At 72.3% G+C, this 24,751-nt stretch carries 25 protein-coding genes and 1 pseudogene; 15 read left to right on the top strand and 11 right to left on the bottom strand.

Features of this window, described 5'->3' with window-relative positions; genetic code table 11:
* Nucleotides 1-8: 8 nt before the first annotated feature.
* Complete coding sequence (locus tag INQ48_03625) at nt 9-1,715, top strand: FAD-dependent oxidoreductase (GenBank protein QRF58368.1); 1,707 nt, start codon at nt 9-11, stop codon at nt 1,713-1,715.
* Here INQ48_03625 and INQ48_03620 read toward each other — a convergent pair.
* Nucleotides 1,712-3,177 (bottom strand): annotated as a pseudogene (locus INQ48_03620) (MFS transporter). The gene INQ48_03625 and the pseudogene INQ48_03620 overlap by 4 nt on opposite strands.
* A gap of 234 nt (nt 3,178-3,411) precedes the next feature.
* Here INQ48_03620 and INQ48_03615 point away from each other — a divergent pair.
* Together INQ48_03615 and INQ48_03610 are read left to right on the top strand one after the other, a co-directional pair.
* Nucleotides 3,412-3,939: a phosphatidylglycerophosphatase A gene (locus tag INQ48_03615; GenBank protein ID QRF58367.1), complete on the top strand. Its 528-nt coding sequence runs from the start codon at nt 3,412-3,414 to the stop codon at nt 3,937-3,939.
* An 11-nt stretch (nt 3,940-3,950) separates the two neighbouring features.
* On the top strand, nt 3,951-4,481 hold the full coding sequence (locus INQ48_03610) for a CinA family protein (GenBank protein QRF58366.1): 531 nt from the start codon (nt 3,951-3,953) through the stop codon (nt 4,479-4,481).
* Here the strand turns inward: INQ48_03610 and INQ48_03605 are convergent, their stop codons facing one another.
* Nucleotides 4,482-5,666 carry a twin-arginine translocation pathway signal protein gene (locus tag INQ48_03605; protein ID QRF58365.1) on the bottom strand — a complete coding sequence of 395 codons (1,185 nt, stop codon included), beginning with the start codon at nt 5,664-5,666 and terminating at the stop codon, nt 4,482-4,484.
* A 78-nt stretch (nt 5,667-5,744) separates the two neighbouring features.
* On the opposite strand from INQ48_03605, the gene INQ48_03600 reads away from it, so the two are divergent.
* Genes INQ48_03600 through INQ48_03590 form a run of 3 tightly spaced genes read left to right on the top strand, consistent with a single transcriptional unit; the run spans nt 5,745 to nt 7,523 of the window.
* Nucleotides 5,745-6,641, top strand: a complete 897-nt coding sequence (locus INQ48_03600) for a LysR family transcriptional regulator (protein ID QRF58364.1) — start codon at nt 5,745-5,747, stop codon at nt 6,639-6,641.
* 40 nt (nt 6,642-6,681) lie between these two features.
* On the top strand, nt 6,682-7,179 hold the full coding sequence (locus INQ48_03595; GenBank protein QRF58363.1) for a nuclear transport factor 2 family protein: 498 nt from the start codon (nt 6,682-6,684) through the stop codon (nt 7,177-7,179).
* 23 nt (nt 7,180-7,202) lie between these two features.
* Entirely contained in the window at nt 7,203-7,523 is a 321-nt protein-coding gene (locus INQ48_03590; GenBank protein ID QRF58362.1) for an N-acetyltransferase, read from the top strand.
* Here INQ48_03590 and INQ48_03585 read toward each other — a convergent pair.
* Together INQ48_03585 and INQ48_03580 are read right to left on the bottom strand one after the other, a co-directional pair.
* Nucleotides 7,520-8,707 (bottom strand): MFS transporter, encoded by a 1,188-nt coding sequence (locus tag INQ48_03585; protein QRF60593.1) that lies wholly within the window; start codon nt 8,705-8,707, stop codon nt 7,520-7,522. The genes INQ48_03590 and INQ48_03585 overlap by 4 nt on opposite strands.
* A gap of 58 nt (nt 8,708-8,765) precedes the next feature.
* Nucleotides 8,766-9,563: a UPF0149 family protein gene (locus tag INQ48_03580; GenBank protein QRF58361.1), complete on the bottom strand. Its 798-nt coding sequence runs from the start codon at nt 9,561-9,563 to the stop codon at nt 8,766-8,768.
* A 56-nt stretch (nt 9,564-9,619) separates the two neighbouring features.
* On the opposite strand from INQ48_03580, the gene INQ48_03575 reads away from it, so the two are divergent.
* Both INQ48_03575 and INQ48_03570 read left to right on the top strand, forming a co-directional pair.
* Nucleotides 9,620-11,338, top strand: coding sequence for an FMN-binding glutamate synthase family protein (locus INQ48_03575; GenBank protein ID QRF58360.1), 1,719 nt, complete (start codon nt 9,620-9,622; stop codon nt 11,336-11,338).
* Complete coding sequence (locus INQ48_03570) at nt 11,335-12,234, top strand: hypothetical protein (GenBank protein ID QRF58359.1); 900 nt, start codon at nt 11,335-11,337, stop codon at nt 12,232-12,234. Before INQ48_03575 ends, INQ48_03570 begins: the two co-directional genes overlap by 4 nt.
* Before the next feature lie 11 nt (nt 12,235-12,245).
* On the opposite strand, the gene INQ48_03565 is transcribed toward INQ48_03570, so the two are convergent.
* Nucleotides 12,246-12,701 carry a PIN domain-containing protein gene (locus tag INQ48_03565; protein ID QRF58358.1) on the bottom strand — a complete coding sequence of 152 codons (456 nt, stop codon included), beginning with the start codon at nt 12,699-12,701 and terminating at the stop codon, nt 12,246-12,248.
* A gap of 7 nt (nt 12,702-12,708) precedes the next feature.
* A complete protein-coding gene (locus tag INQ48_03560; protein QRF58357.1) occupies nt 12,709-13,956 on the bottom strand; it encodes a class I SAM-dependent RNA methyltransferase in 1,248 nt (415 codons plus the stop codon).
* Between the two features lie 80 nt (nt 13,957-14,036).
* On the opposite strand from INQ48_03560, the gene INQ48_03555 reads away from it, so the two are divergent.
* The 6 genes from INQ48_03555 (at nt 14,037) to INQ48_03530 (ending at nt 18,939) form a co-directional block, all read left to right on the top strand.
* Nucleotides 14,037-15,863 (top strand): response regulator, encoded by a 1,827-nt coding sequence (locus tag INQ48_03555; GenBank protein QRF58356.1) that lies wholly within the window; start codon nt 14,037-14,039, stop codon nt 15,861-15,863.
* Nucleotides 15,864-15,943: 80 nt separating this feature from the next.
* A complete protein-coding gene (locus INQ48_03550; GenBank protein ID QRF58355.1) occupies nt 15,944-16,555 on the top strand; it encodes a cytochrome b in 612 nt (203 codons plus the stop codon).
* A complete protein-coding gene (locus INQ48_03545; GenBank protein QRF58354.1) occupies nt 16,552-17,136 on the top strand; it encodes a YceI family protein in 585 nt (194 codons plus the stop codon). The genes INQ48_03550 and INQ48_03545 overlap by 4 nt, the downstream gene beginning before the upstream one ends.
* Before the next feature lie 33 nt (nt 17,137-17,169).
* A complete protein-coding gene (locus tag INQ48_03540) occupies nt 17,170-17,811 on the top strand; it encodes a polyisoprenoid-binding protein (GenBank protein QRF58353.1) in 642 nt (213 codons plus the stop codon).
* A gap of 9 nt (nt 17,812-17,820) precedes the next feature.
* Entirely contained in the window at nt 17,821-18,189 is a 369-nt protein-coding gene (locus tag INQ48_03535; GenBank protein ID QRF58352.1) for a hypothetical protein, read from the top strand.
* 105 nt (nt 18,190-18,294) lie between these two features.
* Entirely contained in the window at nt 18,295-18,939 is a 645-nt protein-coding gene (locus INQ48_03530) for a LysE family translocator (GenBank protein QRF58351.1), read from the top strand.
* Nucleotides 18,940-18,949: 10 nt separating this feature from the next.
* On the opposite strand, the gene INQ48_03525 is transcribed toward INQ48_03530, so the two are convergent.
* Genes INQ48_03525 through INQ48_03505 form a run of 5 tightly spaced genes read right to left on the bottom strand, consistent with a single transcriptional unit; the run spans nt 18,950 to nt 23,710 of the window.
* Nucleotides 18,950-19,945, bottom strand: a complete 996-nt coding sequence (locus tag INQ48_03525) for a tripartite tricarboxylate transporter substrate binding protein (GenBank protein QRF58350.1) — start codon at nt 19,943-19,945, stop codon at nt 18,950-18,952.
* 26 nt (nt 19,946-19,971) lie between these two features.
* The gene (locus tag INQ48_03520) at nt 19,972-21,126 is read right to left on the bottom strand and encodes an alpha-hydroxy-acid oxidizing protein (protein QRF58349.1); all 1,155 of its coding nucleotides are present in this window, start codon (nt 21,124-21,126) and stop codon (nt 19,972-19,974) included.
* Nucleotides 21,123-22,037, bottom strand: coding sequence for a TauD/TfdA family dioxygenase (locus INQ48_03515; GenBank protein QRF60592.1), 915 nt, complete (start codon nt 22,035-22,037; stop codon nt 21,123-21,125). The genes INQ48_03520 and INQ48_03515 overlap by 4 nt, the downstream gene beginning before the upstream one ends.
* Before the next feature lie 54 nt (nt 22,038-22,091).
* Nucleotides 22,092-23,252, bottom strand: coding sequence for an iron-containing alcohol dehydrogenase (locus INQ48_03510; GenBank protein ID QRF58348.1), 1,161 nt, complete (start codon nt 23,250-23,252; stop codon nt 22,092-22,094).
* Nucleotides 23,249-23,710 carry a nuclear transport factor 2 family protein gene (locus tag INQ48_03505; GenBank protein ID QRF58347.1) on the bottom strand — a complete coding sequence of 154 codons (462 nt, stop codon included), beginning with the start codon at nt 23,708-23,710 and terminating at the stop codon, nt 23,249-23,251. Before INQ48_03505 ends, INQ48_03510 begins: the two co-directional genes overlap by 4 nt.
* A 96-nt stretch (nt 23,711-23,806) precedes the next feature.
* Here INQ48_03505 and INQ48_03500 point away from each other — a divergent pair, with 96 nt between their 5' ends.
* Nucleotides 23,807-24,745: a LysR family transcriptional regulator gene (locus tag INQ48_03500; protein ID QRF58346.1), complete on the top strand. Its 939-nt coding sequence runs from the start codon at nt 23,807-23,809 to the stop codon at nt 24,743-24,745.
* The last annotated feature ends 6 nt before the right edge of the window (nt 24,746-24,751 follow it).

The raw sequence follows: 24,751 nt of genomic DNA, 5'->3' as shown, positions 1-24,751 counted from the left end.
CCCTGCGCATGAAGCAAGACCTCGATCTCCAGGCCGACGTGCTGATCGTCGGCGCCGGCCCGGTGGGCCTCTCGCTCGCGATGGACCTGGCCTCGCGCGGCGTCAGCACGATCGTGTGCGAGACGCGCGCCTTCGCCGAGCCGCCGAACGTGAAATGCAACCATGTGGCGTCGCGCACCATGGAGCAGTTCCGCCGCCTGGGCGTGGCGCAGAAGCTGCGCGACGCGGGCCTGCCGCCCGAGCATCCGAACGACGTGGTGTTCCGCACCAGCGTGACCGGCACCGAGCTCGCGCGCATCCCGATTCCCTGCCGGCGCGACCGCTACACCGAGACCGAGGGCCCCGATGCCTGGTGGCCCACGCCCGAGCCGCCGCACCGCATCAACCAGATCTACCTCGAGCCGATCCTGCTGCGCCACACGGCCGCGCTGCCGGGCGTGACCCTGCTCAACCGCACGCAGGTCGGCGGCTTCACGCAGGACGCCGAGGGCGTGACGGCGATCGCCACCGATCTCGACAGCGGCGTGACGCGCAGCCTGCGCGGGCGCTACATGGTGGGCTGCGACGGCGGCAGCTCGGCGGTGCGCAAGCAGATGGGCGCGAAGCTCGAGGGCACGGCGGTGATCCAGCGCGTGCAGTCGACCTGCATCCGCGCGCCCGGCCTGCGCGCGCTGATCCCGGGCAAGCCCGCGTGGTCGTACTACGCGATGAACCCGCGCCGCTGCGGCACCATGTTCGCCATCGACGGCCACGAGACCTGGCTGGTGCACAACCACCTCAACGCCGAGGAGCCCGAGTTCGACTCGGTGGACCGCGACCGCTCGCTGCGCGAGATCCTCGGCGTCGGTCCCGATTTCGAGTACGAGATCCTCAGCAAGGAGGACTGGGTGGGCCGCCGCCTGGTGGCCGACCGCTTCCGCAACGGCCGCGTGTTCCTCGCGGGCGATGCCGCCCACCTGTGGGTGCCCTACGCGGGCTACGGCATGAACGCCGGCATCGCCGACGCGCTCAACCTCGCGTGGCTGCTCGCGGCCTGCGTGCAGGGCTGGGCCGACGAGGGCATCCTCGACGCCTACGAGGCCGAACGGCTGCCGATCACCGAGCAGGTCTCGCAGTTCGCGATGGACCATGCGCAGAAGATGATCCGCGCGCGGCGCGCGGTGCCTTCGAACATCGAGGCGCCCGGCCCCGAGGGCGACGCGCTGCGCGCCGACATCGGCCAGGAGGCCTACGAGCTCAACGTGCAGCAGTTCTGCTGCGCGGGCCTGAACTTCGGCTACTTCTACACCGGCTCGCCGATCATCGTGCCCGACGGCGAGCACGTGCCGCCGGCCTATTCGATGGGCGCCTTCACGGCCTCGACCGTGCCGGGCTGCCGCGCGCCGCACTTCTGGCTGGCCGACGGCCGCTCGCTCTACGACGCCTTCGGCCCGGGCTACACGCTGCTGCGCTTCGACCGCAGCGCCGACGTGCGCGCGCTGGAACGCGCGGCCGACGCCTACCGCATGCCGCTCACGGTGCTCGACATCGACGCCGCCGTGGTGCCGCCGGCCTACGCGCACCGCCTGGTGCTGTGCCGCGCCGACCAGCACGTGGCCTGGCGCGGCGCCTACGTCCCGGCCGACGTGTACGAACTGGTGGCGCGGCTGCGCGGCGAGCCGCAGCGCGAGCGCGCGGCCAAGCGCGCGCTGCCGTGGGAAGGGGTGCTGGCCTAGGACTCGCGCGTGGTCGACACCACGCGCCGCGCCAGCAGCACCACCAGCGCCGGCGCGATCGCGAAGCTCGCGAACAGCCACACGGCCGCCGAGCGCGCGCCCTCGACGCCGCCCGGCTGCGTGAGCCCGGCCGCGTTCGCCACCAGCCCGGCCACCGCGGCGCCGACCGCCATGCCGTAGAGCTGCACCGTGGTGATCGAGGCCGAGGCCAGGCCTTCCTCGCCGGCCGGCGCGCGCGACATCACGCGCGTCAACAGATGCGGCCAGCCGATGCCCACGCCGAGCCCCACGGCCGCCAGCGCGAACGCGACGGCCAGCGTCTCCAGCGCGGCCGGTAGATGCCCCGGCGCCGGCAGCAGCACGGCCAGCGCCGCCAGGCCCAGCGTGCAGACGACCGGACCGGCGCGCAGCATGCGGTCGGCACCGGCGCCGCCGCGCCCCGACGACAGCAGCGAGCCCACGCTCCAGCCGCCGGCCATCGCGGCCGTGAGGTAGCCGGCCGCGAGCGGCGTGTGGCCGTGCAGCAGCTGCAGGAAATAGGGCACGAAGATCTCGGTGGTGGTGCCGATCAGCAGCAGCGCCACGCTCGCGTAGATCGCGCCCAGCGGCGCGGCGATCGAATAGGCGCCCGTGGGCAGCAGCCGCACCGCGGCCGCGCGGTCGACGCGGGTGGCGGCGATGCCGAGCGCCAGCCCGAGCGCGACGCCCGCGGCCTGCACCGGCAGCGAGGCGCCGAATTCGCTGGCCGCGATCACCAGCACCGAGGCCAGCAGCAGCGCGATCTGCGGCAGCGCGATGCGCGGCGCGGCGGCGGGGCGCTCGTGCCGCACGCCGGCCGCGGGCGCAGCTGCAGCGCCACCAGCAGCGCCTGCGCGGCCGCCACCGGCAGCAGGGTCCAGAAGGCCCAGCGCCAGTGGCCGCCCTGCGCGAAAAGCCCGCCCACCGCCGGCCCGCACAGCGTGGCCACGCCCCACATGCCCGACACCAGCGCCACCGCGCGCGGCCACAGCCGCGGCGCGAACACCAGCTGGATCAGGCCGTAGCTCAGCGCCGCCAGCAGCCCGCCGCCCAGGCCCTGCACCGTGCGGCCGGCCAGCATCCACGGCATGGCCGGCGCGAGCGCGCAGCCGATGGCGCCGGCGCTGAACACCGCCAGCGCCGCGAGGCAGGCGCCGCGCGGGCCCAGCACCGCGAGCAGGCGCACCGACAGCGCCGCGCCGAGGATCGAGCCGAGCACGAACAGCGTGGTGCTCCAGGCGTACCAGTCGAGCCCGCCGATCTCGCGCACCACCGAGGGCAGCACGGTGGTCACGATGTGGACGTTGACCGCATGCAGCGCGACGCCGCCGGTCAGCGCGAGCGCGCGCCAGCCGTTGCGGCCGCTGAAGAGTTCGCCCCAGCCGGCGGTGGCCGGCGGGTCGGCGCGGGAGCGGTCGAGGGCGGGGGAGGAGGAAGAGGCCATGGTGGAAGCGTCGGCCCCGGCGGCGAAAGCGCCCGGGCCCGGATCTGGAAAGGTGCCTGGATCCTAGGCCGCCGCCCCAAATTAAACAAGCAATCTCTTTGATAAATAAAATCGAAGACGACGCGCCGCGCGCCCCGGCGGCACCCGCTGCGGCAAGATGCGCGACACTCCCGGCTGATGCACGCCGCCGTTCCCGTCTCCGATCCCGCCCGTCCGATGCCCACTTCCGGCGCCATGCCCCCGCCCTCCATCCGCCGCCCGAGCGCGCGCTTCCTGTTCTCGCATCCCGCGCATTTCATCGGGCTGGGCCTGGGTTCCGGCCTGTCGCGCTTCGCGCCCGGCACGGTGGGCACGCTGTGGGCCTGGGCCGCGTTCTCGGTGATGCAGCACTGGCTGTCGCCGGCCGCGATCGGCTGGATCATCGGGGTCTCGCTGCCGCTGGGCTGGTGGGCCTGCACGCTGACGGCGCGCGACATGAACCTGGCCGACCCCGGCGCGGTGGTGTGGGACGAGGTGGTCGCGTTCTGGATCGTGCTGTGGCTGGTGACGCCGGCCGGCCTGTGGGCGCAGATCGTCGCCTTCGCCCTGTTCCGTTTCTTCGATGCCGCCAAGCCGGGCCCGGTGGCCTGGGCCGACGGCCTGTTCAAGCAGCGCGATGCCGCGCAGGTGCGCTGGTGGCACGCGGGCTTCGGCATCATGCTCGACGACCTGGTGGCGGCCTTCTGCTCGCTGCTGGTGATCGCGCTCTGGCGCGCCTGGTGAGACCCCGACCCATGGAATCCTCGTTCCCGCCCCCTTCGTCGCACGACCTCGACACGCCCGAGCTGGTGGAGGCCCTGGCCGGCCTGCTGCTGAAGAAGGGCTGGCTGCTGGCCACCGCCGAGAGCTGCACCGGCGGCCTGATCGGCGCCGCCTGCACCGAGCTCGCGGGCTCCAGCGCCTGGTTCGAGCGCGGCTTCGTGACCTACTCCAACGCGGCCAAGACCGAACTGCTGGGCGTGGACGCCGCGCTGGTCGAGGCGCATGGCGCGGTCAGCGAGCCGGTGGCGCGCGCGATGGCGCTGGGCGCGATCGCGCATTCGGCGCCGGCGCGCGCCGCGGTGGCGGTCACCGGCATCGCCGGCCCCACGGGCGGCACGCCCGACAAACCGGTCGGCACCGTGTGGTTCGGCTGGTCGGTCGACGGCCAGGTACGCACCGAGCGGCGCCGCTTCGACGGCGACCGCGCCACGGTGCGCGCGGCCACGGTGCGGCATGCGCTGCACACGCTGGTGCAGCTGCTCGAAACCCCGACCGCGGCCTGATCAGGCCAGCGCGAACTCGCCCAGCGGCCGGCGCGGCGCGGGCGGCACCAGCGCCGTCGGATAGCCGATGCGGCACAGCAGCTGCAGCGTGCGGCCGCGCGCGTCGCGCGGCGGCGGCAGGCCGAGCAGCATCTCGTGCGCCGCCGCGTGGTGCGCAGCCATCTCCGCGAACTCCTCGAGCGACTGGCTCATCGGGTGCATGCCCAGCCCGAGGTCGGTGGCGCGCAGCTGCTGGCGCAGGTAGGCGCGGCCGGCGTTGAGCTGGTCGGTGCGGCTGTTGCCGGCGGTGCTGATCCAGGTGAAGCCCATGGCGGTGCTGGCCTGGTCGGCATACAGCGCCAGCGTGCGCTCGAAGGCGCGGCTGCCCTCGCGCGCCGGCACCTCGCGGTCGAAGCGGCCCAGCGCCACGGCCACGCGCAGCGCCGGGTCGTTGAGCGAGAAGCCGTCGCGGTGCGCGAGGATCTCCTCGGGCCCCACGCGCAGCAGCCGCAGGTTCTCGCGCGCGGTGTGGGGCGTGGTGATCTCCACCCGCGCCGCGGCCAGGCAGAGCCCGCGCAGCGGCAGCACGCGGGCCATCTCGACGGTGCCGTCGGCACGCAGCGAGCCACCGTCGGGCACCGCCGCGATCACGCCCTGCAGCAGTTCGGCCGAGACCGGGCGCGCGGTGTCGAAGCGCTGCTTCGGCGTGCGCCGGCGCAGCACCTGGGCGAACAGCGGATCGGGCGTGCCGCCGCCCGCGAGCCGCAGCCGCGCCACCGGCAGGTGGCCCCACTGGCGCGGGTCGGCGGGCAGTTCGCCCTGCGGCCACAGCTGCACGCTGGCCGCCACGCCCTGCTGGGCCAGCGCCATCACCAGCAGCTCGAGGAAGGCGCCCTGGCCGATCACCAGCTGGCGGCCGAAGGGGTCGGTCTCGGGCAGCAGGCGCTCGCGGTCGCAGTACAGGACGATCGCATCGGGCTCGCGCAGGTCCACGCGCCAGGGCTGCCGGTTGTAGGCCGAGGGCGCGGTCACCGCATAGGCGAGCGCGCGCCGGCGCACGTCGGGCTCGTCGCCCGGACCGTTCCAGATCTCCAGGGCCGCCGCCGGCATGTCGTCGTGCAGCCACCAGGTGGCCAGTGCCGCGGCGCCCGCGGCCAACACCACACCGCCTCCCAGCAGCCGGACAAAGTTTCTTCGCTCGTCCATGCCGGGGATTATCGGAAGTCAAGAATGACTTCACAATTAGACACCCGTTGACAACAGATATTCAGAATTGAATATCCCATGCGGCGCGGCACCGACCTCGATTTCGACTGGCGACTGATCCGCTCCTTCCTCGCGGCCCTCGACAGCGGCAGCCTGCTGGCCGCCTCGCGCCTGCTCAATGCGAGCCAGCCGACGCTGGGGCGGCACATCGCCGAGCTCGAATCGCAGCTCGGCGTGCTGCTGTTCGAGCGCACCGGCCAGGGCCTGCGTCCCACCGCCATGGCCACGCAGCTGGCCGAGTCGGCGCGCGTCATGGAGAACGGCGCGCTCGCGCTGTCGCGCAGCGTGGCCGGCGCCAATGCCGCCAGTTCGGGCACGGTGCGGCTGTCGGCCAGCCAGGCGACGGCGCGCCACCTGCTGCCGGCGATCCTGGCGCGCATGCGGCTGGAGCTGCCCGAGATCCAGATCGAGCTGGTGGCCAGCAACGAGGTCAGCAACCTGCTGCGGCGCGAGGCCGACATCGCGCTGCGCATGACCCGGCCCGAAACGGCGAGCCTGGTGGCGCGGCGCGTGGGCCGCTTCGCGCTCGGTGCCTTCGCGCAGCGCGACTACCTGCGCCGGCGCGGCACGCCGCGCCACTGGAGCGACCTGCCGCGGCACGACCTGCTGGGCTACGACCGCGACGAGAGCATCCTGCGCAGCTCGGCCGCGCTCGGCGCGCCGCTGCAGCGCGAGGACTTCTGCTTTCGCACCGACGACGTCAGCGTCTACTGGGAGGCGCTGCGCCACGGCATGGGCATCGGCTTCGTGGCCGAGTCGCTGGCGCGCAGCGACCCCGAGGTGGTGCGCGTGCTGCCCGCGCTCAAGCTGCCCGTGCTGCCGGTGTGGCTGGCGGTGCACCGCGAGGTCCGCACCGACCGGCGCATCCGCGCGGTCTATGATTTCCTGGTGCGCAGCCTTCCGGCCGCGCTCTGACCCTCTTCCCCAACCACCGCGCCGCCGGCGCCCGAGGCCCATGACAGCCACCACCAACGCGCAGACCATCGAGCGCTTCTACGGCGCGTTCGCCCAGCTCGACGCCGCCACCATGGAAGCCTGCTATGCACCCGACGCGGTGTTCGACGACGAGGCCTTCTCGCTGCGCGGGCGACGCGAGATCGGCGGCATGTGGCGCATGCTGTGCGAGGCCACGAAGGCCAAGGGCGCGGACGTCTGGCGCCTGAGCCATCGCGACGTGCGCGCCGACGAGCGCGGCGGCAGCGCCCACTGGGACGCCCACTACCGCTTCAGCGCCACCGGCCGCCTGGTCGACAACAGCATCGACGCGCGCTTCGGCTTCACGCCCGAGGGCCTGATCGCCACCCACCGCGACAGCTTCCCGTTCTGGACCTGGTCGCGCCAGGCGCTGGGCACGCCGGGGCTGCTGCTGGGCTGGTCGCCGATGCTGCGCAACAAGGTGCGCGCCACCGCCGCCGCCAACCTCGCCAGGTACCTCGCGAGCCGGCCCGCCTGAACACCAACCTTGCAAGGAAAACCATGAGCACCGACGACAACGCCCCGATCCTCTCGAACAACGAGGCCGAGCATCGCTACGAGGCCCGCATCGGCGGCGAGCTCGCCGCGCTGGCCGAATACAACCTGCTGACCGACGCGATCATGTTCACCCACACCGAGGTGATGCCCGCGCACGAAGGCAAGGGCCTGGGCTCGAAGATCGCGAAGCACGTGCTCGACGAGGCCCGCGCGCGCGGCCTGCACGTCATCCCGGTGTGCCAGTTCATCGCGGGCTACATCCGCAAGCACCGCGAGTACGCCGACCTGGTGCGGCCGGACATCCAGCGCGCCTTCAAGATCTAGGAACGCTGCTTCACGGCCGGCGCCGGCAGCCAGGCGAAGGCCGCGATGCCCGCCAGCAGCAGCGCGGCGATGGTGGCCAGCACGGCCGTGAGCGGATCGCCGCCATGCGCCACCGCCACCGAGGCGGCGACGCCCGTGCCCCACTGCATCAGCGCCACGCCCATGAACATCGCCATGGTGAAGACCGCCATCGCACGCCCCGTGAGCGCCGCCGGGTAGGCGCCACGCACGTCGGCGTACTGCCAGACGATGAAGCCCGAGAGCAGGCCGATCAGCAGCATGCCGGCGATGTCGAGCCAGGCCGAGTGCACGAAGGCGATCAGCGCGAACAGGCCCGCGTAGGCCAGCGCCCAGACGACGATGCGGCGGCGCCGCGCGCCGGGCTCGGCGCTGTCGAGCCGGCCGAACAGCGGCGCGCCGACCAGCGAGATCACCGACACCGCCAGCGCGACGTTGCCGCTGTGCACCAGCGAGAAGCCGTGCCGCTCGATCATCAGCGGCCCGAGCCAGAGCCCGCGCAGCGAGATGAAGGCGGCGTAGGTCACGCCGCCCAGCACCACGATGCCCAGCGTGTGGCGCAGCATCAGCAGCGCGCCGAACTGGCGGATCGCCTCGGGCACCGACTCGCGCCGCGCCGGCGCGGCCGCCGCGGGCTCTCGCACCCAGTGCCAGATCGCGAGCCAGGCCAGCGCGGCCGCCAGCGCCAGCAGCACGAAGCCGGCGCGCCAGGAATGCGCCTGCACCAGCCAGGCCAGCGGCGTGCCGGTGACCAGCATGCCCAGGCCGCCGATCGCCAGCACCAGCCCCGAGACGGTGGCGAAGCGCTCGGCAGGAAAGTGGCGCGCGATGAAGACGGTGCAGACCAGGAAGGCCGGCGCGCAGCCCACGCCGATCAGCGCCTGGGCCAGCACCAGCACCAGGTAGTTCGAGGACAGGGCCGACAGCAGCGCGCCCGCGATCGCGACCGGGAAGGCCACCAGCACGGTGCGCCGCACGCCGTGCAGGTCGATGCCGATGCCCATGAACAGCTGCATCGCGCCGAAGGCGAAATGGAAGGCGCCCGAGAAGATGCCCAGCGCCTGCGGCGACAGGCCGAACTCGGCCTGCAGCGGGCTGGCCATGATGGCGCCGACGGTGCGGAAGGCCTGGCTCAGCGCCACGCCCGCGCACAGCGCGAGCACCATGGCCCAGGCGGCGCGCGCGTTCAGCCCGCCGGCCGGTGGTGAAGCGGTGCTGGCGCCCTCAGCCGGCACCGTGGCACTTCTTGTACTTCTTGCCGCTGCCGCAGGGGCAGGGGTCGTTGCGGCCCGGCGTGGCCTCCTTGCGGAGGGTCTCGACCTTCGGGCCCAGGCTCTTCCAGAGCTGGCGCAGGTCGTACACGGCCCAGATGGCGGCGCCGAAGTCGTCCAGGCGCTGCTGGCTCACGCTGGGCGGGCCGTTCTCGTCGTACATCGAGAGCACCGGCTTGGCCTTGTCGTCCTCGGTCAGCACGACGATGTTCTCGAGCGCGTCGTCGAGCATCTGGGCCGCCTCCTTGTCGCGGGGCGGGGTCCAGTCCTCGGGCCAGTTCTCGACCGCGTACATGAAGCCCAGCGCCCAGACCTGGGCGAACGAGGGCAGCGCCTCGCCGTCCATCTCGGCGCGCTCCTCGGGCGGCAGCGCGGCGACGGCGCCGCGGGTGTCGAGCACCTCGGGCTGCCAGCTGCGCTCGTCCTCGAGCGTCTCGACGTCGGCATCGAGGCCGGTCTCGATCTCGCGCCAGCGGCGCTTCCAGTGCCAGACGAATTCCATCTGCTGGGCCGGCACGAAGCCGTCGCCCAGTAGCACGGGCCAGTACTCCGCGGGCTCGATGACGCGGCGGGTACAAACCAGCGCTGCCAGGAAGCCCTCGCAGAACTCCCATTGGGGAATTTCCTCGTCGTGCTCGCGCATCGCGTCGAGCGCCCGGTCGAGGGCGTCGAAGTCGTCGGGACCGAGGGGTTGCAGGTCGGTGGCGGGGGCCGGATTCGTGCCGGCGGAGTCGGGTGGGGTGGTCGTCATGGCAAGTTCGAAGCAGCCCTCTATGATGCAGCAGGCTCCGGCAGCCCCCAACAACCATGCCCACGATCACTCCGTTTCCGGTCCGCTACACCGCCTTCGCCCTGTGCGTGGCCGGCTTCGCGGCCAGCCTGGCCTTCGTTCTGGCCTCCCCCCATCTCTGGTTCGCCTGGCTCGCGCTGGTGGTGTTCGCGGTGCTCGCGGGCACCGGCGTGCACGACCTGCGGCAGACCCGGCACGCGATCCTGCGCAACTACCCGGTGATCGGGCACCTGCGCTTCCTGCTCGAATTCATCCGGCCCGAGATCCGCCAGTACTTCATCGAGAGCGACGCCGAGGCCGCGCCCTTCTCGCGCGCCCAGCGCTCGCTGGTCTACCAGCGCGCCAAGGGCGAGCCCGACAACCGTCCCTTCGGCACCCAGCTCGACGTGACCATCGCGGGCTACGAGTGGATCAACCACTCGATGCAGCCGACGAAACTGGCCGGCCACGACTTCCGCATCGTGATCGGCGGCACGCCGCAGCCGGCCGATGCCAACCCGGCCCAGGTCTGCACGCAGCCGTACAGCGCCAGCGTGTTCAACATCTCGGCCATGAGCTTCGGCGCGCTCTCGGCCAACGCCATCCTCGCGCTCAACCAGGGCGCCAGGAGCGGCGGCTTCGCGCACGACACCGGCGAGGGCTCGATCTCGCAACACCACCGGGTGCACGGCGGCGACCTGATCTGGGAGATCGGCTCGGGCTACTTCGGCTGCCGCAACGACGACGGCTCGTTCAGCGAGGAACGCTTCGTCGCCAACGCGCGCGACCCGCAGGTGAAGATGATCGAGATCAAGCTGAGCCAGGGCGCCAAGCCCGGCCACGGCGGCGTGCTGCCGGCGCCCAAGGTCACGCCCGAGATCGCGGCCGCGCGCGGCGTGCCGATCGGCGTGGACTGCATCTCGCCGTCCTCGCACAGCGCCTTCTCCACACCCACCGAGATGATGCATTTCGTGGCCCGGCTGCGCGAGCTCTCGGGCGGCAAGCCCACCGGCTTCAAGTTCTGCCTCGGCCATCCCTGGGAATGGTTCGGCATCGTCAAGGCGATGCAGGCCACCGGCATCACGCCCGACTTCATCGTGGTCGACGGCGCCGAGGGCGGCACCGGCGCGGCGCCGGTCGAGTTCAGCGACCACGTGGGCGCGCCGCTGCAGGAAGGGCTGCTGCTGGTGCACAACACGCTGCTGGGCGTGAACCTGCGTCACCGCATCAAGCTGGGCTGCGCCGGCAAGGTCATCACCGCCTTCGACCTGGCGCGCATGATGGCGCTGGGCGCCGACTGGTGCAACGCGGGGCGCGGCTTCATGATGGCGCTGGGCTGCATCCAGGCGCAGAGCTGCCACACCGGCCACTGCCCGACCGGCGTGACCACGCAGGACCCGGTGCGCCAGCAGGCGCTGGTGGTGCCGACCAAGGCCGAGCGGGTGCGCAACTTCCACCACAGCACGCTGCATGCGCTCAAGGAACTGGTGCAGGCCGCCGGCCTCGACCATCCGCAGCAGATCACGGCCCACCACATCGTGCGCCGCATCTCCGACACCGAGGTGCGCCTGCTGAGCAACCTGGTGATGCAGGTGCAGCCCGGCGCGCTGCTGGGCCCGCTCGACGCGCAGCACAACGTGTTCCGCACCTACTGGCCGCTGGCCAGCGCCGACAGTTTCCAGCCCCTGACGCAGGGGATCCAGGGCACGCAGGAGGCGCTCGCGACGGCGCCCCAGGGGCTCGCGCTGGCCGCATGAATCCGTTGCGACGTGGCGGCGCCGGTGCGCGCCTTTCGATGCGCAAGGGCGTGGCCTCGGGCCCGGCCCCGCTGGACGCGATCCCCTCCGCGCCCGCGCCGGGCGACTACGCCGCCTTCCTGCGCACCACCCTGCCGCGCCAGGCCAAGAACGTGGCCAGCCACCGCTTCGGCGACGAGCGCGTGTGGCTCAAGAAGGCCGGCCCGCGCCACGGCAAGTGGGGCTACCGGGTGATGGCCGCGGTCGCGCGCATGGCGCGGCTGGACATCATCAAGCCGGTGCCGAACCCCGGCGGCGAGGCCGCCATCGCGACCGAGGCGCGCCGGCTGCGCCAGCTGGCCGCGGCCGGACTGCGCGTGCCCCGGGTGCTGGCCGAGCAGGCCGACGGCCTCTTGATCTCGGACCTGGGCGCCAGCGGCCGCGGCACCGTGGTGCTGCAGGAGCGGCTCGACCAGGCCGCCACCGCCGGCCCGGCCGCGCTGCTCGCGGTCTGGCGCGAAGGGCTGGCGGCGATCGCCACCGTGCATGCGCACGGCCAGCACCTGAGCCAGGCCTTCGACCGCAACCTGGTGCAGTGCCCCGACGGCGTGATCGGCTACATCGACTTCGAGGACGACCCCTCGGAGGTGATGACGCTGGCCGAATGCCAGGCGCGCGACTGGCTCAGCTACCTGCATTCCACGGCCATGATGCTCGAGGCCGCGGCGCCCGATGCCGCCGGCCAGCACTGGCATGCGGCGCTGGCCGAGGTGAACGCCGACGTGCGCGAGCGCATCGCGAACGCGGCACGGCGCATGAAGTGGGCGCAGAAGCTGCCCGCGAGCCGGCGCTGGGGCCGCGACACGCAGCGCGTGCGCGCCGTGGCACGGCTGCTCGGGCGCTGGCACGGCGCCTGAGCGCCGGCCGGCTACGGCAGCGGCTCGAAGGCCGCCTGCACCGCCACGCCGAGCGTGCCCAGCCGCTTGCGCATCGAGAGCACCGCCTTGTCCTTGCTGAGCAGCCGCGCGCGGTGCGCCACCGCGAGGTCGACGAACATCTGGTCGTCGGGGTCGCTGCAGACGTAGGGCGCACGCTTGGGCACGCCCTCCACCAGCCGCGCGCGCGCATCGAAATCGGCCAGCACGGCCGGCAGCTCGAGCGCGCGCTGCGCCATGCGGCGCGCGATCAGCGGATAGCGCAGCACGCGCGCGAGTTCGCCGCGCATGGGCTCGGTGGCGATCCAGCGCAGTTCGCCGGCCGCGAGCACGGCCGCCAGCGGGGCCCAGGCCGGGTCCTCGAACACCAGCAGGTCGAGCGCGATGTTGGTGTCGATGACGATCGACGGCGGCGCGGGCAGCGCCGGGCTGTCTGCGGACACGCGCATGAAGCCGCTAGCCCCGCGCCGAGCCCGCGACCATGTCGAAACGGAACAGCCGGCACTCGATCGGGCCGTTCCACATCGGCACGCGGCGCGATTCCTTCAGGCGCATGCGCTTGGGCAGCTTGAGGTCGGGCGTGAGCACCCAGGCGGTCCAGCCCGGGTAGTTCTTCTTCCAGTGGCTCGCGAGCTGCGGGAAGAATTCGCCGCCGTCGCCTTCCGCCTCGCCCGCGGCGGGCGCCGCCACCTGCGCGGTCTCGCGCGCGCCGCTGCGCGCCACGCCGCCGATGCCGATGCGCTCGCCGTAGGGCGGGTTCAGCACGATCAGGCCGGCCTCGGCGGGCGGCATGCGCTGCAGCGCGTCGCCGCCGCGGAACTCGACCGCGTGGTCGACGCCCGCGCGCTCGGCGTTGCGCTGCGCGAAGTCGACCATGCGGTGCGAGACGTCGGAGCCGAAGATGCGCGGCGCGGCGCCGGCTTCGGCCGCCGGCGGTTCGGACGCGGCGCGCACCGCGGCCCACACATGGGGCTGGAACGGCAGCAGCTTCTCGAAGCCGAAGCGGCGCAGCCAGCCGGCCGGAATGCCGAGCGCGATCTGGGCCGCCTCGATGGCGATGGTGCCGCTGCCGCAGCAGGGGTCGTACAGCGGCTGCCCGGCGACCTCGCCGGTCTCGGGGTTCCACCAGCCGCTGGCGGCCAGCATGGCGGCGGCCAGGGTTTCCTTCAGCGGCGCGTCGCCCTTGTCCTGGCGCCAGCCGCGCTTGAACAGCGGCTCGCCCGAGGTGTCGATGTAGAGGGTGCAGGTGTCGGTGGTCAGGTGCGCGAACACGCGGCAGTCGGGCCACTGGGTCTCGATGCTGGGGCGCACCCCGCCGGCGCGGGCGCGGAAGCGGTCGGCGATCGCGTCCTTGATGCGCAGGGTGGCGAAGTTCAGGCTCTGCAGCGGGCTGTGCTGGGCCGTGGTCTCGATCTTGAAGGTCTGCTTGGGCGTGAACCAGATCTCCCAGGCCACGCCGCTGGCCAGCCCGTAGAGGTCGTTCTCGTTGCGGTACAGGCCCTGGGCCAGCTCGACCAGCACGCGCTGCGCGAGGCGGCAGTGCAGGTTGAGCTGCAGCACCTCGCGCCAGTCGGCGCGCACCCGCACGCCGCCGCGCAGCATCAGCAGGTCGTCGCCGGCACGGCCGGTGAGCGCATGCACCTCCTGCGCGAGAAACTCCTCGACGCCGGCGGCGCAAGGCAGGAAAAGGGAGAGATCATTCACGGAAGTTCGCTTGGTCGACGGCCGGCTACGGGATTGCCATTGTCGCTGTGTCGCCCTGCTTGCCTATAGTGGTCCGGTCCATGAAGCCCCTGCACGACTCCGCGGCGCCCGCCGCCCACCCCGCCAGCGCCGGCGGTAACCCCTCTTCCCCCGGGGCGGCGCGGGACGACGGCTTCGCCATCCAGTGCGAGGTGCTGCGCATCTCGGTGCAGCCGATCGGCCCGATCCTGGCGGTGCAGTACCTGCTGAACTGCGGCATCGCGGCGCTGTTCGCCTGGCAGTTCTCGCTGCCGCTGTCGCTGGCCTGGCTGGGCCTGATCACGCTGGTGACGGTGATGCGCGCCTTCGTGCCGCAGCGCCTGCCCGAGCCCTTCACGCCCGCGAGCCTGCGCCGCGCCCAGCGCGTGCACGTGCTGCGCACCGGCATCTGGGAGCTGGCGCACGGCGCGGCCGGCGTGCTGCTGTTCGACCCCTCGCGCATCGAGCTGCAGCTGCTGCTGGGCGTGATCGTGATGGGCATGACGCTGTCGGCCGCCTTCTCGGTCTCGTTCTACACGCCGGCCACGCAGCTCGCGATCACCCTGCTGCTGGCGCCGATCATCGTGATGGGCATCTGGCTCGGGCCGCCGATGATGATCGCGGTCGCCGTCATCGGCGCCGGCCTCACCGCCATGATGTGGAAGCTGGTGGCCGAGCGCTCGCGCCAGCTGGAGGAGAACATCGGCCTGCGCCTCAACGAGCGCACCCTGCGCGAGCAGGCGCTGGCCGGCCTGCGCGCCTCCGAGCAGGCCCAGGCCGAGCGGCTGCGCTTCTTCTCGGCCGCCAACCACGACCTGCGCCAGCCGGTGATGGCGATCGGCCTGCAGGCCGAGGTGCTGCGCCAGCAGCTGCGCGAGGGCGCCGACACGATGGCGGTGCAGCACACGGTGGGCTCGCTGGCACGCGCCCAGCAGGCGCTGGAAGGACTCACCAACCAGCTGCTGGAGATCGGCCGCATCGAGGCCGCGGCCGACCCGCTGCGCCCGGCCGCGGTCGCGCTGGCGCCGCTGCTGCACGAACTGGCGCGCCAGGCCGGCGAGCGCCGCGTGCTGGTGCGCTGCCCGAGCGACGCGGTGGCCTGGAGCGACGCGGTCTCGCTGCGCCGCGTGCTCGCCAACCTGGTGGACAACGCCGTCAAGTTCACGCCCGCGGGCCGGGTGCTGCTGGCGGTGCGCGCGCGCCGGCGCGAGGGTGAGGCCGCCTGGCGCGTCGAGGTGCGCGACAGCGGCATCGGCATCGCGCCCGAGGCGCACGAGCGCGTGTTCGGCGACTTCGAGCAGATCGGCAACGTCGAGCGCAACCTGCAGCGCGGCCACGGCCTGGGGCTGGCGATCGTGCGGCGGCTCGCGACCCAGCTCGGCATCGAGGTCGTGCTGCGCTCGGCGCCCGGGCGCGGCTCGGTGTTCGCCTTCGAGCTCGCGGCCGCGCCCGCCGACGCCGCGCCGCCGGCGCCGTCCGCCCTCAAGCCGCCGGCCGATGCCGCGCCCGCGCTGCGCCCCGGCCTCGCGGTGCTGGTGGTCGAGGACAACGCCGTGGTCGCCGACAGCCTGCAGTCGCTGCTGCGCCAGTGGGGCGCGCAGCCGCGCGTCTACGGCAGCGCCGCCGAGGCGCTGGCGCTGGCCGACCTGCAGGCACTCGACCTCGCGCTGTGCGACATCCGGCTGCCGGGCGCGCTCGACGGCATCGCGCTCGCCACCCGACTGCAGCAGCTCAAGCCCGCGCTGGCCATCTCGCTGGTGTCGGCCGACATCGACGAGGCCACGCAGCGGCTGGCCAACGAGCGCGGCTGGCATGCGCTGCGCAAGCCGGTGCAGCCGGCCGAGCTGCATGCGCTGCTGCGGCGCGCGCAGCAGGCGCCGCCGCGGTAGCAGCCTCCTGGGCGCGGCGCCACCGGGCGCGGCGTTCCGAGCTATGCTGCGCGCCATCCCCGATGCCGGCCCGCCCGCCGATGCCCAGCGCCCCCTCCCCCCCGACCCTCGCCGAACTGAAGGCGGCCCGCTACACGCCGGTCGCGATCGGGCTGCACTGGCTGCTGGCGCTGCTGATCCTCGGCGCGCTCGCACTGGGCCTGTACATGACCGGGCTGCCGTTCTCGCCGCAGCGCGTGCGCCTCTACAGCTGGCACAAATGGACCGGCATCGCGATCCTGCTGCTGTCCGCCGTGCGCCTGCTGTGGCGCCTCGGCCATCCGGCGCCCGCCTTGCCCGACTTCGTGCTGGCCGCCATGCCGCGCTGGCAGCGCACGGGCCGCACGATCAGCCATCGCCTGATGTACCTGCTGTTCTTCGCCGTGCCGCTGCTGGGCTGGGCCCAGAGCTCGGCGCTCGGCGTGCCGGTGGTGTGGTTCGGCGTGCTGCCGCTGCCCGATGTCGTGCCCGTGGACCGCGCGCTCGCCGAGCAGTGGCTGCAGCCGCTGCACCGGGCCGGCGCCTACCTGCTGGGTGCCGTCTCGGTGCTGCACGTCGCGGCCGTCGTCAAGCACCAGTGGATCGCGCGCGACGGCCTGCTGCGGCGCATGTGGCCCGGGCCGTCGTCGACTTCCAGGAAACCCAACGCATGACTTCGCTTCTTCACCGCTGGCACGGCGCGCTGGCGCTTGCCGCCCTTCTCCTTCCGGCGGCCCATGCCGAGCCGCCGCCCGCGCGGCTGGTGCCCGAGAAAAGCCAGATCGTGTTCGTGAGCAAGCAGATGGGCGTGCCGGTCGAGGGTTCGTTCAAGAAGTTCGACGCGCGCATCGCCTTCGACCCGAGGAAGCCCGAGGGCGGCAGCGTGGCGCTGCAGATCGACACCGCGAGCGCGGCCTTCGGCATCCCGATGACCGATGCCGAGCTGCCCAAGGCGCCGTGGTTCGATGCCGCGCATTTCCCGCAGGCCGGCTTCCAGACCACGGCCATCAGGGCGCTCGGCGACGGCCGCTTCGAGATGGCCGGCAAGCTCACGCTCAAGGGCATCGCCAGGCCGCTGACCGTGCCCGTGACGATCGCGCCGGCCGCCAACGGCCAGTCGGTGGCCAGCGGCAGCTTCGTGCTGCAGCGCATCGACTACAAGGTCGGCGACGGCGAATGGACCGACACCTCGGTGATCGCCAACGACGTGCAGGTGCGCTTCAAGCTCGTCGTCGACGGCCTCGGCGCGCCCTGACCCCCACACACTCCCCCGCATGCAGCATTCGCCATGAAGAACAAGACACTGCTTTCCGCCGTCCTGCTGGGCCTAGCGCTCGCCGCGTCCGGCCTTGCCGCCGCGCAGGAATACACCGCCCCGGCCGTCGCGGCCAAGCCCGCGGGCGGCCCGGTCAAGGGCGCCAGCTACGTGGTCGACCCGACCCACACCTTCGTCATGTACGAGATGGGCCACTACGGCACCACCACCAACCGCGGCCGCTTCAGCACCAAGGACGGCTCGGTGCAGATCGATGCCGCCGGCACCAGCGGCAAGGTCGACATCACCATGGACATCAGCTCGATCAACACCGGCGTCGACCTGCTGAACCGGCACGTGCAGAGCAAGGACTTCTTCAACGTCGCCGAATTCCCCACCGGCCGCTTCGTCGCCGAGCGCATCGCCTTCAGCGGCGACAAGGTGGCCGAGGTGCCCGGCACGCTCACGCTGATGGGCCAGACCAAACCCGTCACGCTCAAGGCCGTGCGCTTCAACTGCTACCTGAGCCCGCTGATCAACCGCCAGGTCTGCGGCGGCGACTTCGAGACCACCGTCGAGCGCAGCGACTGGGGCATCACCTGGGGGCTGAACTTCGGCTTCGAGAACAAGGTGAAGCTGCTGGTGCAGGTCGAGGCGGTCAACGTGCAGCAATAAGCCGGCACGGTGTTCGTCCGATTCGTGGTCGGGGCCGATGACGAGGATCACCGCCTGCTCAACGGGTTGGTGTCCGAGGCACGGTTTCTTCGGGACAGGAACGAGCTCACCGCCGCCGAGGAGGAACTGCTCGAGGCCACCTATGCGTGGTTGAACACGAACCTGCCCTGCCCTCCGTTCGCGGGGTCCGGCTGGTCGAAAAATGCCGTGGCCTGGTTCAAGGACGGTGCGATCGAATCCATCCAGCAGATGCGCATACTGGCCGCTCTTTTGACGCAGCACGAACGTCCTGTACGAATGCTTCGCTCCCGGAATCCCGGCAAGGTGCTCTATGAAGACCGCTTTCAGGTGGTCGTCGAGGAATGGAAGCGCTTGTAGGCCCTGCACGATGACGGCGAGTCGGTGATCTTCGCGACCGCTGGCATGTGCGATGGCCCGCATGGGCCGAGACTGTACGAACCTGAACTCAAGGAGAGCCCCCCGATGATCGACACCACCCTTTCCCTGCTCGGCATCGCCGGCGCCATGGCCGTGGGCGCGATGAGCCCGGGCCCGAGCTTCGTGATGGTGGCGCGCACGGCCGTGGCCTCGCGCGCCGATGGCCTCGCGGCCGCGCTCGGCATGGGCGCGGGCGGGCTGGTGTTCGCGATCGCGGCGCTCGCGGGGCTGCAGGCCGCGTTCCTCGCGGTGCCGGCGCTCTACCTCGCGATCAAGGGCTTCGGCGGCGCCTACCTGGTCTACCTGGGCATCCGCATCTGGCGCGGCGCGCGGCAGCCGCTCGCGATGGCGCAGGACGCCGATGCGTCGCTTCCGCAGTCAGGCCGCGGCAAGCGCACCTTCCTGCTCGGGCTGGCCACGCAGGTCAGCAACCCGAAGACGGCCGTGGTCTACGCGAGCATCTTCGCGGCCTTCCTGCCGCGCGAGGTGCCACTGGTGCTGGCGCTCGCCGTGCCGGCCGTGATCTTCTGCATCGAGACCGGCTGGTACGCCATCGTCGCGCTCGCGCTGTCGTCGGCGGCGCCGCGCTCGGCCTACCTGCGCTACAAGACCTGGATCGACCGCGCGGCCGGCGGCGTGATGGGGCTGCTGGGGCTGCGGCTGGTGTGGTCGGCGGTGCGCGGGACCTGAGGCGGAACGCTCACTCGCCCTTGATGCCGGCGCTCTGGATCAGCTGGGCCCAGCGGGCCCGGTCCTCGCCGAGCCACTGGCGGTACGCGGCCGGCCCGAGGTGCTTGACCTCGGCGCCCAGCGACTTGAGCTTGGCCTGCATGGCCGGCTTGGCGAGCGCCGCGGCGATGGCGGTGTCGAGCTTGGCCGCGATGGGCGCGGGCAGGCCCGCGGGCGCGATGAAGCCGATCGGCTGCGCATAGTCCTCGAAGCCCTTGAAGCCGAGCTCGGCGGTGGTGGGCACCTGCGGATAGTCGGGATGCCGCTGGGCGGTGGTGGCGGCCAGGATGCGGATGCGGCCGCTCGCGACGAAGTCGGACACGCCGACCATCGGGAAGAACATGAAGTCGACCCGGCCCGCCATCACCTCGGTCAGCGCCGGCGCGTTGCCCTTGAACGGGATGTGGTTCATCTTCGTCTTCGTGCGCTGCTCGAGCAGCGCGGCCGCCAGGTGCGCCGAGCCGCCCACGCCGGCCGTGCCGTAGCTGACCGCGCTCGGCCCGCTCTGCGCCTTCTTCACCAGGTCGCCGAGCGTCCGGTACGGCGAGTCGCCGGCCACGACGATGAGCTGCGGCAGCACCGCGACCATGCTCACGGGCGTGAAGTCCTTGACCGGGTCGTACTTGACGCGCTCGGGCTGCAGCAGCGGATTCACGTTGTGCGAGATGGTGTTGACGACCAGCGTGTAGCCGTCGGGCGCGGCGCGCTGCACGTACTCGGTGGCGATGTTGCCGTTGGCGCCCGGCTTGTTCTCCACGATGACCGACTGCCCGAGCGCGCTGCCGATGTCCTGCGCGAACACGCGCGCCAGGATGTCGGTGGGACCGCCGGCGCTGTAGCCGACCACGAGCTTGATCGGCTTGTCGGGGTAGTCGTTCTGGGCCTGCGCGCGGCCATGGAGGCCGGCGCTGCCGAGCAATGCGGCAGCGATCAGCAGCAGGCGGCGGGTGGGCAGATGTCTCGTCATCTTGTTTTTCCTTTCGGTTCGGGGATTCACGGGGCCGGCCGCAGCAGGTCGGCCGAGAGCTGCGCCACGCCCGGGGCGCCACACAGGCGCATCGTGCGCAGCAGTTCGTCGTGCAGGATGTCGAGGGCGCGCTGCGCACCGGCGTCACCCGCGGCCACCGCGCCGAACAGCGTCGCGCGGCCCAGCAGCACGCCGTGCGCGCCCAGGGCCAGCGCCTTCGCGATGTCCGCGCCGCGGCGGATGCCGCCGTCGACCAGCACCGGGCAGCGCCCGGCCACGCCCTGCAGAACCTCGGGCAGTGCCTGCAGGCTGGGAACGGCGCCGTCGAGCTGCCGGCCGCCATGGTTGGAGACGACGATGGCGTCCACGCCCATGGCGGCCAGGCGCGTGGCATCGTCGGCGCGGCTCACGCCCTTGACGATCAGCTTGCGCGGCCAGCGCTCGCGCACCTCGGCCAGCCGCGCCCAGTCGAAGGCGGGGTCGTAGCTGCGACCGACGGACGAGGCGATGGCGCCCGCGCTGGTCGCCGCCGTCTCGAGCCCGCGCAGGTTCTCCATCGCGGGCAGGCCGCGCAGCAGCATGTCGAGGGCCCAGCGCGGCCGCGAGGCGAAGTCGAGCACGTTGCGCGAGGTGAAGCGGAACGGGATCGAGAAGTGGTTGCGGAAATCGCGCTCGCGCTTGCCGCCGACGGGCAGGTCGACGGTGATCACCAGCGCCTCGTACCCGGCCTCGCGGGCACGGTCGACCAGTTGCCAGAAGAAGTCCCGGTTGCGCAGCACATAGGCCTGGAACCACAGGCGCCCGGGCGCCTGCTCGGCGATGGTCTCGATGGCGGCGGTGGCGCTGCTCGACAGGGTGTAGGGCAAACCCATCCTGGCCGCCGCGCGCGCGAGCGCCAGGTCCGCGCCGCGCCAGCCGAAGCCCGCCGCGCCGGTCGGCGCGATGGCGGCCGGCATGCCCGCGGGCGCGCCCAGCAGGCTGCAGGCGGACGAGGCATCCGCCACGTCGACCAGCACGCGCGGCGCGAGCTGCCAGCGCTCGAAGGCGCGGCCGTTGCCGACGAGCGTGCGCTCGTCCTCGGCGCCACCGTCGAAGAAATCGAACACGGCGCGCGGCAGCCGCCGGCGCGCGAGCGTGCGCAGGTCGGCGATCGAATAGCAGGCGGCCGCGCTGCGCGTCATGCGCCGGCCAGCGCCGTGTCGGCCACCGCGCGCGGCGTGCCGTCGTCATGGAAGAAGCGCGTCGCCATCACCTGGCAGCGCTTGATGTAGCGCGGCTCGTCGGGCCGGTAGTCGGGGATCGCGTTGTGGATGGTGCCCATGTTGTCCCACATGAGCACGTCGCCGACCTCCCAGCGATGCGCGTAGCGGAACTCGGGCCGGGTCTGGTGCGCGAAGAGGAATTCGAGCGCCTCGGCGCTTTCCTTCTCGTCCATCTCGTTGATGCGGATCGCATAGCCCGGGTTGGCGTAGAGCACGCGCCGGCCCGTGATCGGGTGCACGAGGAACAGCGGATGCGAGACCGGCGGCCGCGCCGCGCGCTGCGCGGGCGTGAGCGGCGGGCGTGTGCTGCCGCGCTCGCGGCGCATCATTTCCCAGAACTTGTCGAAGTCGTGCAGCACGGTCATGCCCTCGAGGCGCCGCTTCCACGCATCGGGCAGGGCCTCGTGCGCCGCATGCATGTTGCAGAACTCGGTGTTGCCGAGCGGCTGGCCGTCGCGGTGCGGAATCCGGATGCCGTAGAGCACGTTGGTGAACGCGATCATCCGGTTGTAGGACATGTCGGTGTGCCAGTCCTGCCCCGCGTCGGAGAGTCCGAGCGGCTTGCCGTTCTCGACGATGTTCGACAGCACCATGACCTCGGGCAGTCCCGGCTCCTGGTAGGCGCCCGCCACGTTGACCTCGAGCCGGCCGAAGTTCGCCGAGAAGTCGCGCAGCTGGGTCGCGGACAGCTCCTGCCGCGGGTAGCTCAGCACGCCGTGGCGGCCGAGCGCCTGCAGCAGCTGTTCGAAGACCTCGGCGGACAGCGGGCGCGACAGGTCGAGTCCCTCGACGCGGGCACCGAGGGTGGCGCCGCCGGGAACGATGCGGATGGTCATGGATGGAGTCCTCTGGCGGATGAAGGGAGTCGTGTTCGGGGAAGGCCGTCAGTACGCGGCGTCGAGCAGCGCGCGAACCTCGTGCGCGCCCGCGACGCGCCGCGGGTTGTAGTAGAGGCCGCGTTCGCGCATCGTCTTGGCGCCAATGCGGTCGAGCGCATCGCGCGGCACGCCGATGTCGCGCAACCGCGTGGGCACGCCGATGGCCGCCTGCAGCGCACGCAGGGCGTCCACCAGCGCAGGCACGCCGGGCGCGCCCCACGCCGCGGCGGCGCGCATCAGCGGCCCGGCCGCGGCTTCGGCATTGAAGGCGATGGCGTGCGGCAGCATCACGGCATTGGCATCGCCGTGGCCGACGCCGGTCACCGAACCGATCGCATGGCACACGGCGTGATGCAGGCAGGTGCGCGCGTTGACCAGCACCTGGCCCGAAAGGTGCGCGGCATAGAGCAGCGCGGCGCGCGCCGCGACGTCCCGCGGATCGCGGTGGACGGCGGGCAGCGCCTGCGCGAAGCGCGCCATCGCATCGAGCGCCAGCGTCTCGGCCAGCGGCGAACGTTCCATCGAATAGAGGCCCTCGAGGCAATGCGCGAGGCCGTTCATGCCGGTGGCGCACATCAGCGCCGCGGGGATCTCGAGGTTGGCGCGCGGGTCGATCAGCACCAGCCGCGCGGCGAGCTGCACATCGGTGAACAACAGCTTGGCGCCGTCGTCGCCGCGCACGCCGAGCGACACCGTGACTTCGGCGCCGGAGGCGGTCTGCGGAATGGCCACGATCGGCAGCTTCGGCGCGAGGAGGCGCGGCGCCACCAGCGAGTCGGGCGGCGTGAAGCGCACCGCGTGGTCGGCGAGCGCACCACCCTCCGCCATCAGCAGCGCGATCGCCTTGGCCGTGTCGGAGGCACTGCCGCCGCCGATGGCGACGAAGCCGTCGACCCCCTCGGCCAGCGCCCGCGCGGCCAGTTGCTCGACCAGCGCCACGCTCGAATGCGCAGGCACCGGGTCGGCCAGCAGATGCGGCAGGTCGCCCAGCGCCGCGAGGCTGCGCGCGAACAGGGCCGAGCGCTGCGTGCGCGCACCGCCCAGCACCAGCGGCCGCGCGACACCCAGCGCATCGAGCTCGGCGCGCAGGCCGTCGATGGCGCCTTCGCGCATCACCAGCCGCGTGACGACGCCGCGGTGGACGAAGGAGGCGGGCAAGGCGTTCATTCGGCGGAAGCGGAGGCGAAGTCGAAGGCCGTCACCATGCGCTGCTCGGCGATGCGCCAGCCCTGGCCCGGATCGCGGCGGAAGACGGTGGTCGTCAGGTTGAAGCGCAACGGCCCGGCAATGCGCGGCGGCGCGCCGTCGGGCTGCGCTGCGGCGGGATGGCGGTAGGCCGTCATGTAGGCCTCGACCTCGGTCGATGTGCCGTCCTGCGCGCTCACATGGGCATTGGTGAGCACATGGCGCGTCTCGACATCGGCGGCGCGCGCTTCGAGCGCGGCGCGCACGGCCGGCTTGCCCTCGAGCCACCGGCCCTGGCGCAGCCAGCGGCAGTCGTCGGCGAACAGCGCGAGCATCGCGTCGTAGTCGCGCCGGTCGAGCGCATGGAAGAAGCGGTGCAGCGCCTGCGTCAGCTCGGGCAGCAGGCGCGCGGCGTCGGGAATGGAAACATCGGCGGTCATGTGGCGAACGAGTCTAGGAGTCGGCTTGCCCGCTGACACACCCTGTTCGACAATCCAAGGTTTGCGATTTGGAAACCTTGAACCGGGTCGAACGACGTGGATCGCCTTCGCTGCCTTCAGATATTCACCGAGGTCGCGCGCTGCGGCAGCTTCGCGCGCGCAGCCATGCAGCTCTCGGTATCGCGCGCCACCATCACCAAGCACGTGGCCTGGCTCGAAGCCTCGATGGGCGCGCAGTTGCTCAAGCGCACCTCCAAGCAGGTGGCATTGACCGAGGCCGGCGCGCGCGTGCTCGACTCGGGGCGCGACCTGCTGGAGCGCTACGAGGCGATCGAGGGCGAGGTGCGCGATGCCGTGCAGCTGCCGCGCGGCGCGATCCGCGTGGGCACGCCGCCCTCGTTCGGCGCCTACCACCTGATGCGCGTGGTGGCGCAGTTCACCCACCGCTACCCGGACATCGAGGTGACGGTGGTCCATGACGACGGCCGCTCCGACCTGGTGGCCGAGGCGCTCGATCTCTCGATCCGCATTGCGCCCTCGCTCGAGGACGCGAGCTACGTCGCGCAATCGCTGCTGAAGGCGCCGCAGGTGGTGGTGGCGTCGCCGGCCTACCTGAAGGCCTACGGCCGCCCCGCCACGCCGGCCGACCTGGCGCGCCACAACTGCCTGGTGCACATCATCAAGTCGGGCTCGGGCGTGTGGAAGTTCGCCGGCAACCCGCCGCAGGAGGTGCGCGTGCGCGGCACCGTGCGCGCCAACATGGGCGATGCGATCAAGCAGTGCGCGCTGCTGGGCACCGGCATCTCGCTGCACCCGCACTACATGGTGTCGGAGGAACTGAAGGCCGGCACGCTCGAGGCCCTGCTGCCCGGCGCGGTGCCCGAGGAGCTCGACATCCACGTGGTGTTCTCGACCCGGCGCAACATGCCCAGCCGCGTGCGCCACCTGCTGGAGTTCCTGCGCGAATGGTCGCGCCATCCGCCCGACTGGGCCTTGCCGGCCACCACCGCGGCGCGCGGCACCGCGGGCCGTTGAACGGTC

The organism is Variovorax paradoxus, from assembly GCA_016806145.1.
Taxonomy (GTDB): Bacteria; Pseudomonadota; Gammaproteobacteria; order Burkholderiales; family Burkholderiaceae_C; genus Variovorax.
The sequence above is the reverse complement of the archived record's forward strand: the minus strand, read 5'-3'. Positions and strand labels throughout refer to the sequence as shown.

Excerpts from the sequence above, each read along its gene's own strand:
- INQ48_03625 (QRF58368.1), top strand. The coding sequence starts at position 9 with ATGAAGCAAGACCTCGATCTCCAGGCCGACGTGCTGATCGTCGGCGCC.
- INQ48_03615 (QRF58367.1), top strand. The coding sequence starts at position 3,412 with ATGCCCCCGCCCTCCATCCGCCGCCCGAGCGCGCGCTTCCTGTTCTCG.
- INQ48_03610 (QRF58366.1), top strand. The coding sequence starts at position 3,951 with ATGGAATCCTCGTTCCCGCCCCCTTCGTCGCACGACCTCGACACGCCC.
- INQ48_03605 (QRF58365.1), bottom strand. The coding sequence starts at position 5,666 with ATGGACGAGCGAAGAAACTTTGTCCGGCTGCTGGGAGGCGGTGTGGTG.
- INQ48_03600 (QRF58364.1), top strand. The coding sequence starts at position 5,745 with ATGCGGCGCGGCACCGACCTCGATTTCGACTGGCGACTGATCCGCTCC.
- INQ48_03595 (QRF58363.1), top strand. The coding sequence starts at position 6,682 with ATGACAGCCACCACCAACGCGCAGACCATCGAGCGCTTCTACGGCGCG.
- INQ48_03590 (QRF58362.1), top strand. The coding sequence starts at position 7,203 with ATGAGCACCGACGACAACGCCCCGATCCTCTCGAACAACGAGGCCGAG.
- INQ48_03585 (QRF60593.1), bottom strand. The coding sequence starts at position 8,707 with ATGGTGCTCGCGCTGTGCGCGGGCGTGGCGCTGAGCCAGGCCTTCCGC.
- INQ48_03580 (QRF58361.1), bottom strand. The coding sequence starts at position 9,563 with ATGACGACCACCCCACCCGACTCCGCCGGCACGAATCCGGCCCCCGCC.
- INQ48_03575 (QRF58360.1), top strand. The coding sequence starts at position 9,620 with ATGCCCACGATCACTCCGTTTCCGGTCCGCTACACCGCCTTCGCCCTG.
- INQ48_03570 (QRF58359.1), top strand. The coding sequence starts at position 11,335 with ATGAATCCGTTGCGACGTGGCGGCGCCGGTGCGCGCCTTTCGATGCGC.
- INQ48_03565 (QRF58358.1), bottom strand. The coding sequence starts at position 12,701 with ATGCGCGTGTCCGCAGACAGCCCGGCGCTGCCCGCGCCGCCGTCGATC.
- INQ48_03555 (QRF58356.1), top strand. The coding sequence starts at position 14,037 with ATGAAGCCCCTGCACGACTCCGCGGCGCCCGCCGCCCACCCCGCCAGC.
- INQ48_03550 (QRF58355.1), top strand. The coding sequence starts at position 15,944 with ATGCCCAGCGCCCCCTCCCCCCCGACCCTCGCCGAACTGAAGGCGGCC.
- INQ48_03545 (QRF58354.1), top strand. The coding sequence starts at position 16,552 with ATGACTTCGCTTCTTCACCGCTGGCACGGCGCGCTGGCGCTTGCCGCC.
- INQ48_03540 (QRF58353.1), top strand. The coding sequence starts at position 17,170 with ATGAAGAACAAGACACTGCTTTCCGCCGTCCTGCTGGGCCTAGCGCTC.
- INQ48_03530 (QRF58351.1), top strand. The coding sequence starts at position 18,295 with ATGATCGACACCACCCTTTCCCTGCTCGGCATCGCCGGCGCCATGGCC.
- INQ48_03525 (QRF58350.1), bottom strand. The coding sequence starts at position 19,945 with ATGACGAGACATCTGCCCACCCGCCGCCTGCTGCTGATCGCTGCCGCA.
- INQ48_03520 (QRF58349.1), bottom strand. The coding sequence starts at position 21,126 with ATGACGCGCAGCGCGGCCGCCTGCTATTCGATCGCCGACCTGCGCACG.
- INQ48_03510 (QRF58348.1), bottom strand. The coding sequence starts at position 23,252 with ATGAACGCCTTGCCCGCCTCCTTCGTCCACCGCGGCGTCGTCACGCGG.
- INQ48_03505 (QRF58347.1), bottom strand. The coding sequence starts at position 23,710 with ATGACCGCCGATGTTTCCATTCCCGACGCCGCGCGCCTGCTGCCCGAG.